Raw genomic sequence first — 16,839 nt, forward strand, 5'->3', positions numbered from 1 at the left:
CGTGCGCCCGTCTAGACCAGATGGCGCGTGTCGGCCAACCGCCCGCCATCCAGCGCGCCCTCGGCCTTCGCCACCAAGGTCGCGACGGTCAGGTTGGCGGAGGCGGACGGCACGGTGCGGGTCATGTCGAGCAGCCGGTCGAACGGCAGCACCAGCCCCACCACCAGCGCGGTCTGCGCAGCATCGACGCCGACCGCCGACAGCATCGCCGCCAGCATGAACAGCGAGGCCGAGGGGATCGGCGCGGTGCCGAACGCCGCCAGCGCGCCGGTCAGCAGCATCACCAGCAACATTCTCGCATCGGGCACGATGCCGAGTGCCTGAAGCGCGAATTGTCCGAGCAGCCCGACGTACATGGCGGTGCCGTCCTTGCCGATACTGGCGCCCAGCGGCAGCACGGTCGAGGCGATCGGGCGCGCGATGCCGACATTGTCCTGCGCCACCCGCAAGGCGACCGGCAGGGTCGCGGAGGAGGAAGCGGTGGAGAAGGCGATCGCCAGTGCGTCGGCGATCCCGCGATAGAAGCGCGACAGCGGCACCCGCGCGCCCAGCCGGAGCAGCGGCGCGTGCACCGCCAGTATCTGCACCAGCGATCCGACGACCACGCACAGCGCCAGCCAGCCGACGTTGACGAACACCGCCGCGCCACCCGCCGCCACGGCATTGGCGATCAGTGCGAAGACCCCGAAGGGCGTCGCCTCCATCACGATGCGGACGATCTGGATCAGCACCGCCGACAGGCCTTGGATGAAGGCGACGACCGGGCGCCCCGCCTCACCCGCGACGACGCTGCCGACACCCAGCAGCACCGCGACGAAGATGATCGCCAGCATGTCGCCCTTCGCCAGCGCATCGACGATGTTGGCGGGAACGATGCCGAGCAGCTGGTCGGCGGGAGAGACGGGCGTTCCCAGCACATGCGGGGCGACACCGGCCAGCGCGACGCCGACACCCGGCCGGATCAGCAGCCCGGTGGCCATGCCGACCGACACCGCCACCAATGTCGTGAACGCGAACAGCGCGACGGTGCGCCCGCCGATCGACCCCAGCCGGCGGGGATCGCCGAGCGAGGCGATCCCCGCCGCGATCGTGACCAGGACGATCGGCACCACCAGCATCCGGATCAGCCGGACGAACAATTCGCCCACCAACTTCAGTGCGCCCGCACCTTCCGGCCAGAGCCAGCCGAGCAGGATGCCGAGCAACAGCGCACCGACCACCCGCTGCCACAGCGGGATCGCGAACCAGCGCCTCACGGGCCGCCCCAGAATCCGGGCGCGGGGGGATGCAACATGCCGTCATGGTCCCGGACGCCGCCGGCGCGATCCTCGGCCAGCCACAAGGGACCGTCGAGATCGACGAACGCGGCCTCGCGCGCGATCGGCAGCGCGGGCGCGATACCCAGCGACGAACAGACCATGCATCCCACCATCAGCCCGAACCCCTGCTCCCGCGCCGCCGTCGCCAGCGCGAGGGCTTCGGTCAAGCCGCCGGTCTTGTCGAGCTTGATGTTCACATAGTCGTAGCGTCCGGCCAGCGCGGGCAGGTCGGCACGGGTATGGAGCGCCTCGTCGGCGCAGATCGGGATCGCGCTGGCGAAATCCGCGAGGTCCTGGTCGCGATCGGCGGGCAGCGGCTGTTCGAGCAGATCGACGCGGTGTGCGACCAGCCGGTCGTGCAGATCGCGCAACGTGTCGATCGTCCAGCTCTCGTTCGGGTCGACGATCAGGCGCAGGGCGGGGGCGACGGCGCGGACAGCCGCGAGCTGTTCGGCGGCGCCTTCGCGATCGACCTTGATCTTGAGGAGCGGGACACGCGCCAGCCGCGCGGCGCGCGCGGCCATCGCGGAGGGCGTGTCGATCGTGATGGTGATCGCGGAGGCGACCGGTGCCGGTTCCGCGATACCGGCGAGCGCGGCGACGCTCGATCCGGCCAGCCGCGCCTCCAGATCCCACAAGGCGGCGTCCAGCGCATTGCGCGCCGCGCCCGCGCGCATCGCCGCCGCGATATCGGCGCGGCCGGCGCCTGCCTCCACCAGCGGCCGGATGTCCGCGAGTTCCGTCAGCGCGGATTCGATCGTCTCGCCATAACGGGCATAGGGTACGCCCTCGCCACGGCCGACCTGCGCGCCCTCCCTCACTGTGACCGTCACGACATCGGCGGCGGTCTTGACGCCCCGCGCGATGCGGAAAGGCGCGTTCAGGCCGAAGCGGTCATGATGGGCGTCGAGGTGGCGGATCGGGGTGTCGCGGACCATTGCAGCAACTCGTCAATGATGGGATCGGCACCGAAGCGGTACGGGTCGGTGCAGGGCAGGCCGAGCGCATCGGCGGTCTCCGCGCACAGCCGCCGCGCGGCGTCGGTATCGAGCCTGGCGGTGTTGAGCGATACGCCGGCCATGCGGACGGCCGGGGCGGTCAGCCGCGCGACGGACAGGTTCGCCTCGACACACTCCCGCAGGTCGGGAAGCCGATAGTGCGGCAGACCGCGCATGTGCGCGCGCGACGGATCGTGGCACATCACGAGCGCGCGGGGCTGCGCGCCGTGCAGCAGCCCGGTCGAGACACCGGCGAAGGAGGGGTGGAACAGCGAGCCCTGCCCCTCGATCATGTCCCAGCCATCGTCGTCGCGCGCGGGGGACAGTTGCTCGATCGCGCCGGCGATGAAATCGGCCACCACCGCGTCGAGCGGCACGCCGCTGCCCGCGATCAGGATGCCGGTCTGCCCGGTGGCCCGGAAGTCGGCGCGGATGCCGCGCGCGTTCAGCGTGCCCGCGAGCGCGAGCGTCGTGTACATCTTGCCGACCGAACAGTCGGTGCCGACCGTCAGCAGCCGGTTGCCCGCACGCGCAAGCCCGTTGCCGACCGGCAGGTCGCGCGGCGGCTCGCGTACGTCGAACAATTGCACGCCCGCCGCCTGCGCCGCCGCGACCAGACGCGGTTCGTCGTGGAGCCGCTGGTGCAGCCCCGACGCGACGTTCATGCCCGCCTCGATCGCGAGCAGCGCGTCGTCGATCAGGTCCGCGCCCAGCCGCCCGCCGGCATTGGCGATGCCGAGCACCAGCGTCCGCGCGCCGCGCCGCCGCGCCTCGGCGGCGTCGATCCGATCGAGGCCGAGCGTCAGCGGGCAATCGTCATGCCGCCATTCGCCGACGCAATCGTCGGGGCGGAAGGCGGCGAGCCCGCGCGAGGTCTTGATGCCGATCTCGTCGTCGGAATGGCCGAGATAGAGGAGGAAGGGTCCGGGGATCATCGGGCGCCTTGCTGCTGGAGGAAGGTCGATCCTATCGGGACGGCCGGGCGGCGCGCCAATCATGGTCGCGCGGCCCGCCATAACGTCGGGCTATGTCCCCGCCGGCGCGGGGCAGGCGGCCGGACGGTCGCGCAGCAGCACGCGCCCCGCCGCCACGCCGGTCGTGGCCCCCTTCGCCAGCGCCGGGCGGCCGTTCACGAACAATGCGTCCACGCCGACGCTGGGGCGCGTCGGATGCACATAGTCGGCGCGCGGTGCGAAGCGGACCGGATCGAACACCACCACGTCGGCGAAATAGCCCGGGCGGAGATAGCCGCGCCCGCGCAGCCGGTACATGTCGGCGGTCAGCCCGGTCGAGCGGCGGATGAAATCGGCCAGCGAGAGGACGTGACGCTCCCGCACATAGGTCTGGTACTTGCGAGGGAAGGTCGCGAACTGGCGCGGGTGCCCGTCCGATCCGTCGGAACTGGTCACGACCCACGGCTGGCGCATGATGAGATCGACGTCGCGATCGGCCATGTTGAAGCTGGCGACCCCCACGCCCGCCGGTTCGTCGCCGCGCACATCAGGGACGCGCAGGATACGGATCGCCGCGTCGATGGGATCGACGTGCCAGAGGTCGGCCATCTGTTGCAGCGTCTTGCCGGTCCACGGCTGTCCGGCGCTGGTCAGCAGCAGCGAGGGGGCGCCGCCGCGCCGCCGCAGGTTCTCGCGCATCTCCACCTTGATCCGCGCCAGCGCGGCGGGATCGTCGAAGCGCGCGATCATGCGCTTGTACCCGCCATCGACCGCCCAGCGCGGCACGAGCGAGGCGTCGACGCTCGATCCCGATGCCAGCCACGGATATTGGTCGGCGGTCACGTCCTGCCCGGCGCGGCGCGCGGCGTCGATGATCGCGATCAGCGCCGGCGCCTGCCCCTGCAGGTCGACGCCCAGCGCCTTGAGATGCGCGAAATGGACCGGCGTGCCGGCGCGCCGCCCGATCTCGATCGCCTCGCGCGTCGAGTTCATCAGCCCGATCGTGTAGCTCGATTCGTCGCGCTGGTGCGTGTCGTACATGCCACCGCGCTTGCCCGCCTCGGCGGCGACCGCGACCACCTCGTCGGTCGTGGCATAGCTCTGCGGGGCATAGAACAGCCCGGTCGACAGCCCCAGCGCGCCTTCGCACATCGCCTTGGCCGCCAGCGCCTTTTCCTGCTCCAGTTCGGCGGGGGTCGGCGCGCGGTCGGCTTGCCCCAGCACGCGCGCGCGGATCGCGCCGAAGCCGACGAACGGCACCGTGTTGGTGCCGATCCCGCTTGCCTCCAGCTTCTTCGCATCGGCCGCGACATCCGGCGTGCCGCCGCCATCGACGCCGGTGACGATCGTCGACACGCCTTGCCCGAGCCACGCGATGTTCAGCCGCTGCTGCGGGTCGGGCGAGCGGATATAGGTGTCGGGATGGGTGTGCGCGTCGATGAAGCCGGGCGCGACGATCTTGCCGCGCGCGTCGATCACGCGTGTCGCCGCCGTGCCGCGCGTCGGGCCGACATAGACGATACGATCGCCAGCGATCTCGACATCGCCGGTCGCAGGCGGCGTGTCCGCGCCGGTATAGACCGTCCCGCCGCGGATCACTACATCGACCGGCGGAGGCGCCGCGCCGATCAGCAGCGGAACGAGCGCGAGGAGCGGCAGGCGGGTCATGGGCGATCTCCGGTCGGCTGGAGCAGGGTGTGCGTCGTGGCGATGCGATCGACGGCGGCGCGGCTGAACGCCATCGGCAGCATCCGCCCGGCGCTCCACGGCCGGTACAGGTCGCCGTAATGCGGGGAGCGCGGGTCGTTCGACTGTCCGGGCAGGTTGAGCCAAAGCGAATTGTCCCAGGCGCCGACGTCGATCACCTGCAGGTAGCTGGCGCCGCCGCGCGCGCGCCAGCCCGGCCCGGTCGCGTCGAGCCAGCGGGCCATGACGGTGAACGAATCCCCGCCCGAGCCTTCGCCCTCGATCGCGGGGAAGGCGGCGCTGATCGCGGGGATGCGCGCCAGCGGATGGGTGATGCGGACCTGATGCAGGGTGCCCCAGCGCCATGCCGCGCTGTCCGGCCCGAGCGCCGCCACCGCCTGCTGCCACGCGGTGGCCAGCGCGGCGTCGAACAGCGCGTCGCGGGCCGCGACCGGTTCCGCTCCCAGCCGCGTGTCCGGAAAGGCGAGCAGGCCCAGCAGCACCGATGGCGCGATCTGATCGACCAGCTGGCGCGCGCGTTCCGGCACGATCCGCTCGACCATCCGCCGGCCGAGTTCGCGCGTCAGCATTTCGAACAGCGCCGCCGCGCCGCTGTCCGCATCGACCCGCCCGTCCCAGTCGCGCAGCAGTGCGACGGCGGGCGCGGCGGCCGGCGACGGGGCCTTCGGCAGCAAGGCGACCAGCTGCTGCGCCGGCGTCGACAGCGTATCGTGCTGGAGTGCGACGCTGTCGGCGAGCGTATGCTTCGGCTCGCCATCCAACACCGTGGCGATCCGGTCGTAGCGATAGGGATCGCGGAACGAGAAGGCGGGGATGCGGTCGCGCGGCCAGTCGGCGGGCAGGTTGTTCTGGTTGGCGGAGGCGAACCAGCCTTTCGCCGGGTTGAAGCTGCTGGGCAGCGCGCGATAGTCGGTATAGCCGTTCCAGTCGTAGCGCCCGTCGCCCGGCACCGGCAGCAGCCCGTCGCCGCGCTTGCGCCGGGGGACGTAGCCGATCACCTGCCAGCCGTGGTTGCCCGCGACATCGGCATAATGAAGGTTCGTGGGCCAGGGATGGAGCGCGAACGCCGCCTTCAGGCTGTCCCAGTCGCGCGCGAGGTTGATCGCGATCATCGCGAACGATCCCGACCCGCCGGGCTGCATCGCGATGGTCGCGATCGCGGTCGCGCGGTGACGGGCCGGATCGTGCGACACGACCGGGCCTTGCACCGCATGGCGCAACGTGGCGCGATGCGGCGCGGCGTCCTTGACCGGAATATCGATCTCGATCGTCGTGAAGCGTTTCCACCCGCCGTCGTGCCGGTAGCGTTCGGGATCGGCGGGATCGAGTTCGAGAATGAACAGATCCTCCTGATCGATATGGAAATTGGTTCGGCCGAACGCGAAATGGTCGGTATGCCCCTGCATGATGCCGGGCAGCCCGGGCGAGGCGCCGCCGATCACGTCCAGGCCCGGCGCGCTCAGATGCGCGACATGGCGCGGGCCGAAGTCACCGATGCCGAGATGCGGGTCGTTGGCCAGGATCGGGCGACCGGTCGCGCTGCGCGACGGCGCGATGGTCCAGGCGTTGCTGCCCGCGTTCGCCCGTTCGGTCGCGTCGCGGGCGGTGCCGGCGGGATCGCGCGTCGGCGTCTCCGCGTCGAACGGCAGGCGACCCAGCCGCAGCACGCCCAGATCGGCCTCCGACACCGCGGCGGCGTCCAGCCCCTCCGGCACGGTCATCGTCCAGGCGGGACGCAGCGGCGCGTACACCGCGTCGAGATCGAGCAAGCCCATGCCCGCCAGCTGTGCGCGGCGCACCTCGTCATCGGTGTTGCCCGCGCCGCCGCCGCGCGCCAGCACGAAATCGCGCACGTCCCAGCGCAGCGGCGCAACGGCCAGGATCCGATATTCGAGCGGCAGCAGCGCGGGATCGGCGCTCACCTCGTCGATGCGCGCGTTAACCCCCGCGACATAGGCGCGCGCGCAGGCGAGGACGTCGGCGGGCAGGCGCGCCAGCTCCGCGTCCAGATCGCCGCGATAATGGAACAGCCGCGCCACCGCGTCGAAGGGGGCGAAATCCGCGCCATAGACTTCCGCCATCCGCCCCATCTCGCGGCGATGCCCGAGATCGATCTGGAACAGCCGGTCACGCGCGGTGACATAGCCGTGCCCGAAGAAGGCGTCGGGGATCGAGCGGGCGCGGACGTGGGGGACGCCATGGACGTCGTCGACGATCTCGATCGGTGCGCTCGCCCCGCGCACGGCGGTGCGGCGGATCGGCCGTGCGGGGCGGGCGTCGGCGGCGGGCAGGAACGGCATGAACGCGGCTCCTGCGGCCGATCCGAGCAGCAGCGATCGGCGGTCAAGCATCGTGGCGAACTCCTCGGCTGATGCAGGCAGGCTAATGCCCGGCGTCCGCGCGTGGCTATACCAAGCGGTCGGCGGCGCATAGGGCGCGGCTATGCCGGAGCGGCGTGGCCGGGGGTGCCCTATAATCGCGGGCTATGCCCCTATCGCGGATCGGACCGGCGTTGGTGCTTGACGTGATCCCGTGCGCATCGTCACCTTCACCGATCCTGATACCCCGCGATCGCCCCGCGCGAGGGCGAAACGGGTCAGGCGCGGACGCAGGAAACATCCGGGTTGATCGCGACCGGGCCATCGGGTCCGGGCTACAATAGGGGGATATGATGACGGTTCGACGGCTAACGGCAGGACGCGGCCACGCGCTGCGCGCGGTGACCCGCGCCGGCGCCAGCATGGCGGCGCTGATGCTCGCGTTGCTCGCCGCGGAGGCCGGTGCGCAGGGCCAGGCGGACGGGCCGGGCACGGGTGCCAGCGCGGCGCGGCCAGCGTCGGAACCCGATCTGGCGCAGATGCAGGACGATGGCTCCGACGTCGTGGTCACGGGGACGCGCATCGTCCGCGACGGCTTTCAGGCGCCGACCCCGCTGACCGTGGTGTCGGAGGCGGAGATCCAGAATTCCTCGCCGACCAACAATCTGGCCGATTTCATCAACCAGATTCCGTCGGTCGCGGGATCGACGCGGCCGGCGAACTCGCGGCTGGCGATCAGCTCGGGGCTGGCCGGGATCAACGCGCTGAACCTGCGTGCGCTGGGAGAGATCCGCACCCTGGTGCTGCTCGACGGGCGTCGCACGGTCGCCTCCAGCGTCACCGGGCTGGTCGATATCAACACCTTCCCGCAGGCATTGGTGAAGAGCGTGGAGATCGTGACCGGCGGCGCCTCCGCCGCCTATGGATCGGACGCGGTCGCGGGCGTCGTCAACTTCGTGCTCGACAAGAAGTACGAGGGGCTGAAGGTCACGGCCGACAGCGGCATCACCAGCCGCGGCGACGGCAACAATTACTCGTTCAGCGTCGCGGGCGGCACGTCGTTCGGCAGCGAGGGGCGCGGGCATGTGCTGCTGAGCGCCGAACTGGCGCATCGCGACGGCATCTTCGCGGTCGATCGCGACTGGAACTTCACCGGGCGGGTGCGGATGACGAACCCGGCCAATGCGACCGGCCTGGTCAACAACGGGCAGCCGCAATATCTGATCCGCACGCCGGTCGGCGTGGCGAATGCGACCCCGGGCGGGATTATCCTGAATTCCAGCGGCGGCGTCGCCAACCGGCTGCGCGGGCTGTATTTCGGGCCGGGCGGATCGGTGAACCAGTTCCAGTACGGCGCCTTCAACTCGCCCGCGCTCGGCGGCACCAACGCTCCGTCGCTGACGCAGGGCGGCGACTGGCAGCTCAACGATTCGGGCCGCCGCATCGGGCTGGACGCCGACGACGACCGGCGCGGCGTGTTCGGGCGCGTCAGCTACGAACTGGCCGACTGGATCTCGGTCTTCGCGGAAGGGGCGTACAACTGGCAGAAGACGCTGTTCAACGCCGGGCCGAACGTCAGCACCACCACCACGCTGCGCGGCGACAATGCCTATCTGATCAATACGCTGGGCGCGTCGCGGCTGGCGGGGATCACCAGCGTGACGATCGGCACCACCGCCGCCGACCTGCCGTATCGCCAGAACAACAGCTCGCGCGACGTGCAGCGTTATGCGCTGGGCGCGGAGGGCGATTTCCAGTGGTTCGGCAACAAGGCGATCTGGAACGTCTACGGCCAATATGGCGAGATGAACGCGCACGAGCAGTTGCGCAACATCATGAACACCACGCGGATGGCGAACGCCAATGATGCGGTGTTCGCGCCGGCCGGCAACGCACTGGGCGTCGCGGCGGGCACGATCGTCTGTCGATCGACCTTGACCGCGCCGACCAACGGCTGCCTCCCGCTCAACCGGCTGGGCATCGGCGTCGCCGATCCGGCGGCGGTCGATTACGTGCTGGGCGATCCGTATCGCGACCAGAAGCTGAAGCAGACGGTGGCGGGCGCCAACCTGTCGGTCACGCCATTCTCGACCTGGGCGGGGCCGGTCAGCGTCGCGGTGGGCGGCGAATATCGCCGGGAGGAAGTGTCCGGTTCGGTCCCGGCCGAATTCCGCACCGGCTGGTCGGTGGGCAATTTCCTCCCGACCTTCGGTAGTTACAACGTGAAGGAGGCCTATCTCGAAACCGTCGTGCCGTTGGGCGCGGGGGTGGAGTTCAACGGCGCGGTGCGCGGCACCGACTATTCGACATCGGGCTATGTCACGACGTGGAAGGCGGGCGCGACGTGGCAGCCGATCGAGGACATCCGCTTCCGCGTCACCCGGTCGCGCGACATCCGCGCGCCCAATCTCAACGAGTTGTTCGCTTCCGGCACGTCGCGGACCAACACGCTGACCGACCCCCGGGACGGGCGTACCGGCGTCACCTTCCGCGAGACGACGACCGGCAACCCCAATCTGCGCCCGGAAAAGGCCGATTCGACCAGCGTCGGGGTGATCCTGCAGCCGCGCTTCGTGCCGGGCTTCTCGTTGTCGGTGGATGGCTTCCTGATCGAGTTGAAGGATGCGATCGGACAGTTCTTCGCGCAGGATATCATCAATCGCTGCTATGAAGGGCGGCAGGAATTCTGTGCCGCGTTCGAGAAGGATCCGACCGGCGACCGCGAATTGTTCTTCCGCGCCAGCCCGTTCAACTTCGCGCAGCAGCGCGTGCGCGGGATCGATATCGACGCCACCTATCGTCTGCCGATGGAAAGACTGTTCGCAGGCAGCGACGACAATCTGACGCTGCACGGTCTGGCCACGCGCTATATCGACAACATCACCAACTCGGGCGTGCCCGGTAACATCCCGGTCGATATCGTCGGACAGAATGGTGGCGGCGGGCTTCCGAAGTGGATCTATCGTGCTTCGGCGACCTATGACGCCGATGCGTTCGCGATTACTGCGACGGGGCGGGGCATAAGCTCCGGGACGTATGGAAACAACTATATCGTGTGTTCGACCGACTGCCCGGTCGGTCGTCCGGCCGCGATCGTTTCGCAGTTTCCGACCATCGACAACAACGACATTTCGGGCGCCTTTTACTTCGACCTGAACCTGACCACCAAGATCGACGTCGGCGGCGAGGCGAAGGGGGAGGTATTCTTCAACGTTACCAACCTGTTCGATGCCGATCCGATCCTGTTGCCGGAAACCGGGCTGGCGGCGAACAGCACCTATTCGGACCTGCTGGGGCGCGCGTTCCGGGTCGGCATCCGCCTTCGGACGCGCTGATTTCCGGCGCGGAGAACAGGGGTCGTCAGCGTCGATCGCGGTCAAATACCGGTCAGATCAGTCCTTTCGCGCGAAGGCTGACCTGACCGGTCAATCCGACGATCAGATGATCGTGGACCGCGATGTTGAGCGGCTTGCCGGCCGCGACGATCGCGCGGGTGATATCGATGTCGGCGCGGCTGGGCGAGGGATCGCCCGACGGATGGTTGTGGACCAGGATCAGCGCCGCCGAGCCGACGTCGAGCGCGCGCTTCACGACCTCGCGGACGTGCACCGCCGCTTCGTCGATCGTGCCGCGCGCCATCACCTCGTCGCGGATCAGCATGTTGCGCGTATTCAGGTGCAGCACACGGAACCGTTCGACCATGTCGTGCGCCATATCGGCATGAAGATAGTCCGACAGCGCCTGCCAGTTCGAGAGGATCGGCGCCGCGCGTGCCCGCGTCGCCACCAGCCGGATCGCGGCGGCGTGCGCGATGCGGATCGCCGCCGCGCTGGTTTCCCCCATGCCGGGCACGCGCACCAGCGCGTCGGTGTCGGCGCCGAGCAGCCCGGGCAGCCCGCCGAATTCGCGCAGCAGCGCCTTGGCGAGCGGCTTGGTATCCTGACGCGGGATCGCCAGCGCGAGCAGATATTCGACCAGTTCGTGATCGAGCAGCCCGTCGGCATCGGCGAGCAGCCGCGCGCGCAGCCGGGCACGGTGCCCCTTCGCATCCTGCGCGCGCATGTCGTCGTCGGCCATGACGTCGGGGGTAGGTCGGATCGTGCGCCCGTGCAATTGCGTCGCGGCCCGCGACTGCCCTATGCTGGCACCCGCATGACCGGCACGGCACAGCAGCGGAGACATCCGGCGTGAGCGGTGCCGGACGGCGGATCGGCGTGGCGGTATCGGTGCTGGCGCTGGCGGCGGGTGGCGGGCTGTGGCTGTCGCGCATCCCGATCGCGACGCACGTCATCGACCGCGAACTGGCGGCAAAGGGCGTCGCGGCCCGCTATCGCATCGACGACCTGGGGCTGGGGCGGCAGCGGCTGACCAACGTCGTGATCGGCGACCCCGCGCATCCCGACCTGACCGCCGACTGGGTGGAAACGCAGATCGACCTGGGGCTGTCGGGGCCACGGCTGGTGGCGGTGCGCGCCGGCCATGTGCGGATCGCGGCGCGGCTGCGCGAGGGGCGCGTGCTGCTGGGCGCTATCGACCGGCTGCTGCCGCCGCCATCGGGTGGGCCCTTCGCGCTGCCGTCGCTGAACGTCGCGGTCGAGCAGGCGCGCATCGCGCTGGACACGCGTTATGGCGCGGTCGCGATGTTGTTGAGCGGGAAAGGGAAGCTCGACGACGGCTTTCGCGGGCAATTGCGGGCGCAGGCGCCGTCGCTGACCCTGCCGGGCTGTCGCGTCGAGGGCCTGGCCGCCGCGGTGAACCTGCGCGTCACCGCCAGCGCGCCGCGCCTGGCCGGGCCGGTGAACGCCGCGGGGCTGGCGTGCGGCGCGACCGCGGCGCGCGCGGTGGCGACCGACCTCGACATCGGCCTGTCGCCGGCCCTCGACCGCTGGTTCGGGCGCGCGCAGGTGGCGGCGGGGCGGGTCGCGACCGGCGGCGCGCGGCTGGACCGACTGGCCGGGACGATCCGCTTTCGCGGCGACGCGGATCGCACCACCGGCACGGCCGACCTGACGCTGGCGGGCGCGGCGGCCGAGGCCGGGCGCAGCGGCGCGACGCGGCTGGCGGGGCAGTGGCGGCTGAGCGGCGGTCGCGCCACGCTGGCCGGACGGCTGGAGGCCGCGCAGGTCGCGCTGTCGCCGGCGTGGCGCGCGCGGATCGCGGCGGCCGGACGCGGCGCGGCGGGATCGCCGGTCGCGCCGCTGCTGGCCGGCATGACCGAGGATGCGGCGCGCGCGGCGGGCAACATGCGCGTCGGCGCCGACCTGGCGCTGGCCACCGGCACACCGACGCTGCTGACGATCGAGCGCGCGGACCTGCGCGCGGCCACCGGTGCCCAGGCGACGCTGGATTCGGGGGCGATCACGATCGGCCATCCGGCGGGCGTCCAGCTCGACGGGCGCATGGCCATCGGTGGCGGCGGGCTGCCGAGCGCGACGGTGCGGCTGGCGCAGCCGGCACCGGGCGCGCCGGTCAGCGGCACGGCGGTGATCCAGCCCTATGCGCGCGGCGGCGCGGCGCTGTCGCTGACCCCGGTGCGTTTCACCACCGGCGGCGGTGGCGCGACGCGGATCACCACCCGCGCGACGCTGAGCGGGCCGCTGGCGGGCGGTCGGGTCGACGGATTGCGCGTCCCGGTGGCGGCGCTGTGGGATCGGCGCGGGCGGCTGGCGGTCAATCCGGCCTGCACCCCGCTCGCCTTCGACCGGCTGGCGGTGTCGAGCCTGCGGCTGGAGGCGGCGACGCTGACGCTGTGCCCGACGTCGCGCGCGCTGGTCGAGGTGGCGGACGGGCGCCTTTCCGGTAGCGCGCGGCTGGGCACGGTTCGGCTGGCGGGCGCGATCGGCGGGTCGCCGCTGCGGCTCGACAGCAGCGGCGGGACGCTGGCGCTGGTCGATCGCGGCTTCGCGCTGCGCGATGTGGTCGCGCTGATCGGCGCGCCGGGACGCGTGACGCGAATCGCGGCGGGGACGCTCGACGGACGGCTGACTGGCGCGGGCGCGGCCGGCACGTTCGCGGCGGGCGGCGGGCAGGTCGCCAACGTGCCGCTGGTGATGAGCGCGGGCGATGGCAAATGGACCTTCGATGGCCGCGCGCTGGCGTTGACGGGAACGCTGCGCGTCGCCGACGCCGCCGATCCGGCGCGGTTCCAGCCGATGACCGCGCGCGACGTCGCGTTCTCGCTGAAGGGTGATGCGATCCGCGCGACCGGCGCGCTGATCGAGCCGACGACCGGGACGGCGGTGGCGACGGTGGCGATCGACCATGCGCTGTCGCGCGGCGCGGGGCAGGCGCGGCTGACGGTGCCCGGCATCACCTTCACCAAGACGTTCCAGCCCGAGTTGCTGACGCGCGTGACCTATGGCGTGATCGCCGACGTGCAGGGAATGGTGAGCGGGCAGGGCGACATCCGCTGGGACGCGAAGGGTGTGAGCAGCACCGGCAGTTTCACCACGCCGGGCATGAACCTGGCCGCCGCGTTCGGCCCGGTCGAGGGGCTGGCGGGCACGATCCGCTTCACCGACCTGCTGGGGCTGGTGAGCGCGCCCGATCAGGTCGCGACGGTCGCGTCGATCAATCCCGGCATCGCGGTGACGGACGGGCGCATCGTCTATCGCCTGCTCCCCGACCTGCGCGTGCGGGTGGATGCGGGGCGCTGGCCGTTCGCGGGCGGGACGCTGACGCTCGACCCGACCGTACTGGACTTCGACGCCGAGCGGACGCGGCGGCTGACGTTCCGCGTCCAGGGAATGGAGGCGGGCAAGTTCCTGCAGCAGTTCGACTTCTCGAACCTGAACGCCACCGGCACCTTCGACGGCGTGCTGCCGATGATCTTCGACGACAGCGGCGGGCGGATCGAGGGCGGGCGGCTGATCGCGCGGCCGGGCGGGGGATCGATCGCCTATCTGGGCGAGCTGACCGAGAAGGATCTGGGCTTCTGGGGCAATCTCGCCTTCCAGTCGCTGCGCTCGCTCACCTATCGCAGCCTCGACGTGCAGATGGACGGGCCGCTGGCGGGCGAGATGGTGACGGGCGTGCGCTTCACCGGCATCCGGCAGGGGCAGGGCGCGAAGAGCAATTTCCTGCTGCGCCGGCTGACCCGCCTGCCGATCCAGTTCAACATCACGATCCGCGCGCCGTTCCGCGGGCTGATCGATTCGGCGGCCAGCTTCTACGACCCGCAGCGGCTGGTGAAGCGCAACCTCCAGGCCTTGATCGACGAACAGAACCGGAAGACGGGTGTTCAGCCGCCCGCAAGCGAGAATGTGCCATGACCCGAGCAGGATTGACGAACGCGATGCGCCTCACGACCTTATCATCGATGGCGATGCTGATGCTGGCCGGCGGCATGGGGGGATGCGTGAACATTTCCGCCCCCGACAAGCCGATCCAGATCAACCTCAACATCAACGTGACGCAGGAAGTGGTCTATCGCCTCGACAACGAGGCGAAGTCGCTGATCCAGCAGAACCCGGGGATTTTCTGAGCCATGCGTATCAAGGCATTTTCGATCCTCGCCGCTCTGGCCGCGCTGGCGCTGCCGGGCATGGCGCAGGCGCAGCGCGATCCCGCCTATGCCGCCGCGCGCGCGGGCGGCGAGGTGGGCGAGCAGCCGGACGGCTATCTGGGCGTCGTCGGCGCGGGATCGGCGGCGCTGCGCGCGCTGGTCAGCAACATCAACATCCAGCGCAAGGCCGCCTACACGCAAAAGGCGCAGGCGTCGGGCGCGACCGTCGAGCAGATGGCGTTCACCAGCGGGTGCAACCTGATCGCGCAGACGAAGCCCGGCGAGAAGTATCGCGCCCCCGACGGGTCGTGGGAGACGCGCGGCAGCGGGGCGCCGCAGCGGGATCCGCGCTGCGTGTGAGGGCGCCGGGTCGAGGACCGGCGGTCGCCGGCGCACGGGCGGCGCGGTAACCGGACCGTGACGTTTATCGCTTACCCTGCCCCGAAGATGACACGGGGATGACGCGCGGGTGTTCGTGCGTGGTTGACACCCCCGGACCCCCCGTCTAACCGGGCCGGGCCTTGGCGGGGCTGCTCGCCGCTTGCGCGCGTCCTCTCCCCGGCTGTCAGAACACAGGGGTGAGGGTGACTGCGTGGCGGAGAACGGACCCGGGGGGGATTTCCACGACGCGGGCGACCCGCGCCTGAACCAGCTGGACGAACGGCTGAGGCAGGCGCGCCGGGACGAAGCGGTTCGACAGGGGACGGTGCGCGACGAATCGGAGGCCGGCTATCAGCTCGGCAACCGCGTGCTCGCCGCCCTGATCGGAAGTCTCGTCGGATCGGCGCTGATCGGCTGGCTTATCGACCGCTGGTTCGGCACCGCGCCCTGGGGGCTGATCGTCATGCTGTTCCTCGGAATCGCGGTGGCGTTCAGGCAGATCATTCGGTTGACGAGCAAGCGTCCGGGCGACCCGGGCGCTTGACGTATGTGAGAAGCGGGAACCCGGCAGTGGCGGCAGAAGGCGGCAAGATCGATCCGATGCACCAGTTCCTGATCGAGCCTGTGCTCGGTCGGCCCTGGATCGTGGGCGGCTATGATCTGTCCTTCACCAATTCCGCGCTCTGGATGGTCATCACGCTGGTCGCGCTGTGGCTGTTCATGCTGGGCGGGATGAAGCGCGAGCTGGTGCCCGGTCGCTGGCAGGCGGCGGTGGAGGGCTTCACCGGCTTCGTCCAGAACATGCTGACCTCGAACGTCGGGCCGCAGGGCAAGCGGTTCGTCCCGTACGTCTTCTCGCTGTTCATGTTCATCCTGTTCGCCAATGTCCTGGGGCTGATGCCGGTCGGTATCGTGCCCGGCTGGCACCCGTTCACGATCACCAGCCACCTGACCGTCACCGGCGTGCTGGCGATCATCAGCTTCTCGATTGTGCTGATCGTCGGTTTCGGCAAGCACGGCTTCCATTTCTTCAGCCTGTTCGTGCCGCACGGCACGCCGGTGGTGATGATCCCGCTGATCTTCGTCGTCGAGCTGCTGAGCTTCCTGGTCCGTCCGTTCTCGCTGGGTCTGCGACTGTTCGTCGCGATGACCGCGGGGCACATCCTTCTGAAGGTGCTGGCGGCGTTCGTCATCAACGGCATCAACATGGGTCCGGGCTATATCGCGATCGTGTCGCTGCCCAGCTTCGTGCTGATGATCGGCATCACGCTGCTGGAGCTGCTGGTCGCGGCGATCCAGGCGTACGTCTTCGCGCTGCTGACCAGCGTCTATCTGAACGACGCGGTCAACCTGCACTGAGTTTCCTTTTCCACCACTGAATTTCAACGGGAGTTACTATCATGGACGCAAACGCCGCCAAGCTGCTCGGCGCCGGTCTCGCCGCGATCGGCATGGGTATCGCCGCGCTGGGCGTGGGCAACGTGTTCGCCGCCTTCCTCGAAGGCGCGCTGCGCAACCCGGGTGCCGCCGACGGCCAGCAGGGCCGCCTGTTCATCGGCTTCGCCGGTGCCGAGCTTCTGGGCCTGCTCGCCTTCGTGACGATGATCATCCTGGTGTTCGTCGCGTAACATACGACTTGCCCGGCCGGCGTTCGCGCGG

13 protein-coding genes are annotated in these 16,839 nt (G+C 70.2%); 7 read left to right on the forward strand and 6 right to left on the reverse strand.

The genetic code is table 11. The features are described 5' to 3' along the window. Positions 1–11: 11 nt before the first annotated feature. From NS334_RS06595 to NS334_RS06615, 5 genes are all read right to left on the reverse strand, one after another. On the reverse strand, positions 12–1,256 hold the full coding sequence (locus tag NS334_RS06595; RefSeq protein ID WP_241491837.1) for a dicarboxylate/amino acid:cation symporter: 1,245 nt from the start codon (positions 1,254–1,256) through the stop codon (positions 12–14). Next, on the reverse strand, positions 1,253–2,257 hold the full coding sequence (gene dgcA, locus NS334_RS06600) for an N-acetyl-D-Glu racemase DgcA (protein ID WP_058755176.1): 1,005 nt from the start codon (positions 2,255–2,257) through the stop codon (positions 1,253–1,255). The genes NS334_RS06595 and dgcA overlap by 4 nt, the downstream gene beginning before the upstream one ends. After that, complete coding sequence (gene dgcN / locus NS334_RS06605; protein WP_058755177.1) at positions 2,200–3,252, reverse strand: N-acetyltransferase DgcN; 1,053 nt, start codon at positions 3,250–3,252, stop codon at positions 2,200–2,202. The genes dgcA and dgcN overlap by 58 nt, the downstream gene beginning before the upstream one ends. A 90-nt stretch (positions 3,253–3,342) precedes the next feature. Continuing rightward, a complete protein-coding gene (locus NS334_RS06610; RefSeq protein WP_058755178.1) occupies positions 3,343–4,938 on the reverse strand; it encodes an N-acyl-D-amino-acid deacylase family protein in 1,596 nt (531 codons plus the stop codon). Continuing rightward, on the reverse strand, positions 4,935–7,328 hold the full coding sequence (locus tag NS334_RS06615) for a penicillin acylase family protein (protein ID WP_058755179.1): 2,394 nt from the start codon (positions 7,326–7,328) through the stop codon (positions 4,935–4,937). Before NS334_RS06615 ends, NS334_RS06610 begins: the two co-directional genes overlap by 4 nt. A 506-nt stretch (positions 7,329–7,834) precedes the next feature. Here NS334_RS06615 and NS334_RS06620 point away from each other — a divergent pair. Further along, complete coding sequence (locus NS334_RS06620) at positions 7,835–10,630, forward strand: TonB-dependent receptor plug domain-containing protein (RefSeq protein WP_428835043.1); 2,796 nt, start codon at positions 7,835–7,837, stop codon at positions 10,628–10,630. A gap of 52 nt (positions 10,631–10,682) precedes the next feature. Here the strand turns inward: NS334_RS06620 and radC are convergent, their stop codons facing one another. Then, positions 10,683–11,372 carry a RadC family protein gene (gene radC / locus NS334_RS06625; RefSeq protein ID WP_058755180.1) on the reverse strand — a complete coding sequence of 230 codons (690 nt, stop codon included), beginning with the start codon at positions 11,370–11,372 and terminating at the stop codon, positions 10,683–10,685. 110 nt (positions 11,373–11,482) lie between these two features. Here radC and NS334_RS06630 point away from each other — a divergent pair, with 110 nt between their 5' ends. From NS334_RS06630 to NS334_RS06655, 6 genes are all read left to right on the forward strand, one after another. Continuing rightward, entirely contained in the window at positions 11,483–14,566 is a 3,084-nt protein-coding gene (locus NS334_RS06630) for a YdbH domain-containing protein (RefSeq protein ID WP_058755181.1), read from the forward strand. A gap of 47 nt (positions 14,567–14,613) precedes the next feature. Then, positions 14,614–14,778, forward strand: a complete 165-nt coding sequence (locus NS334_RS06635; RefSeq protein ID WP_193753021.1) for a YnbE family lipoprotein — start codon at positions 14,614–14,616, stop codon at positions 14,776–14,778. A 3-nt stretch (positions 14,779–14,781) separates the two neighbouring features. Beyond that, the gene (locus tag NS334_RS06640; protein WP_058755182.1) at positions 14,782–15,159 is read left to right on the forward strand and encodes a YdbL family protein; all 378 of its coding nucleotides are present in this window, start codon (positions 14,782–14,784) and stop codon (positions 15,157–15,159) included. Between the two features lie 232 nt (positions 15,160–15,391). Then, entirely contained in the window at positions 15,392–15,724 is a 333-nt protein-coding gene (locus tag NS334_RS06645; protein ID WP_058755183.1) for an AtpZ/AtpI family protein, read from the forward strand. Positions 15,725–15,750: 26 nt separating this feature from the next. Next, the gene (locus NS334_RS06650; protein ID WP_058755184.1) at positions 15,751–16,539 is read left to right on the forward strand and encodes a F0F1 ATP synthase subunit A; all 789 of its coding nucleotides are present in this window, start codon (positions 15,751–15,753) and stop codon (positions 16,537–16,539) included. 41 nt (positions 16,540–16,580) lie between these two features. After that, a complete protein-coding gene (locus tag NS334_RS06655; RefSeq protein WP_019515901.1) occupies positions 16,581–16,808 on the forward strand; it encodes a F0F1 ATP synthase subunit C in 228 nt (75 codons plus the stop codon). The last annotated feature ends 31 nt before the right edge of the window (positions 16,809–16,839 follow it).

Origin of the sequence: Sphingomonas endophytica (genome assembly GCF_001476895.1) — a bacterium.
In the GTDB taxonomy this organism is placed as follows: domain Bacteria; phylum Pseudomonadota; class Alphaproteobacteria; order Sphingomonadales; family Sphingomonadaceae; genus Sphingomonas; species Sphingomonas endophytica_A.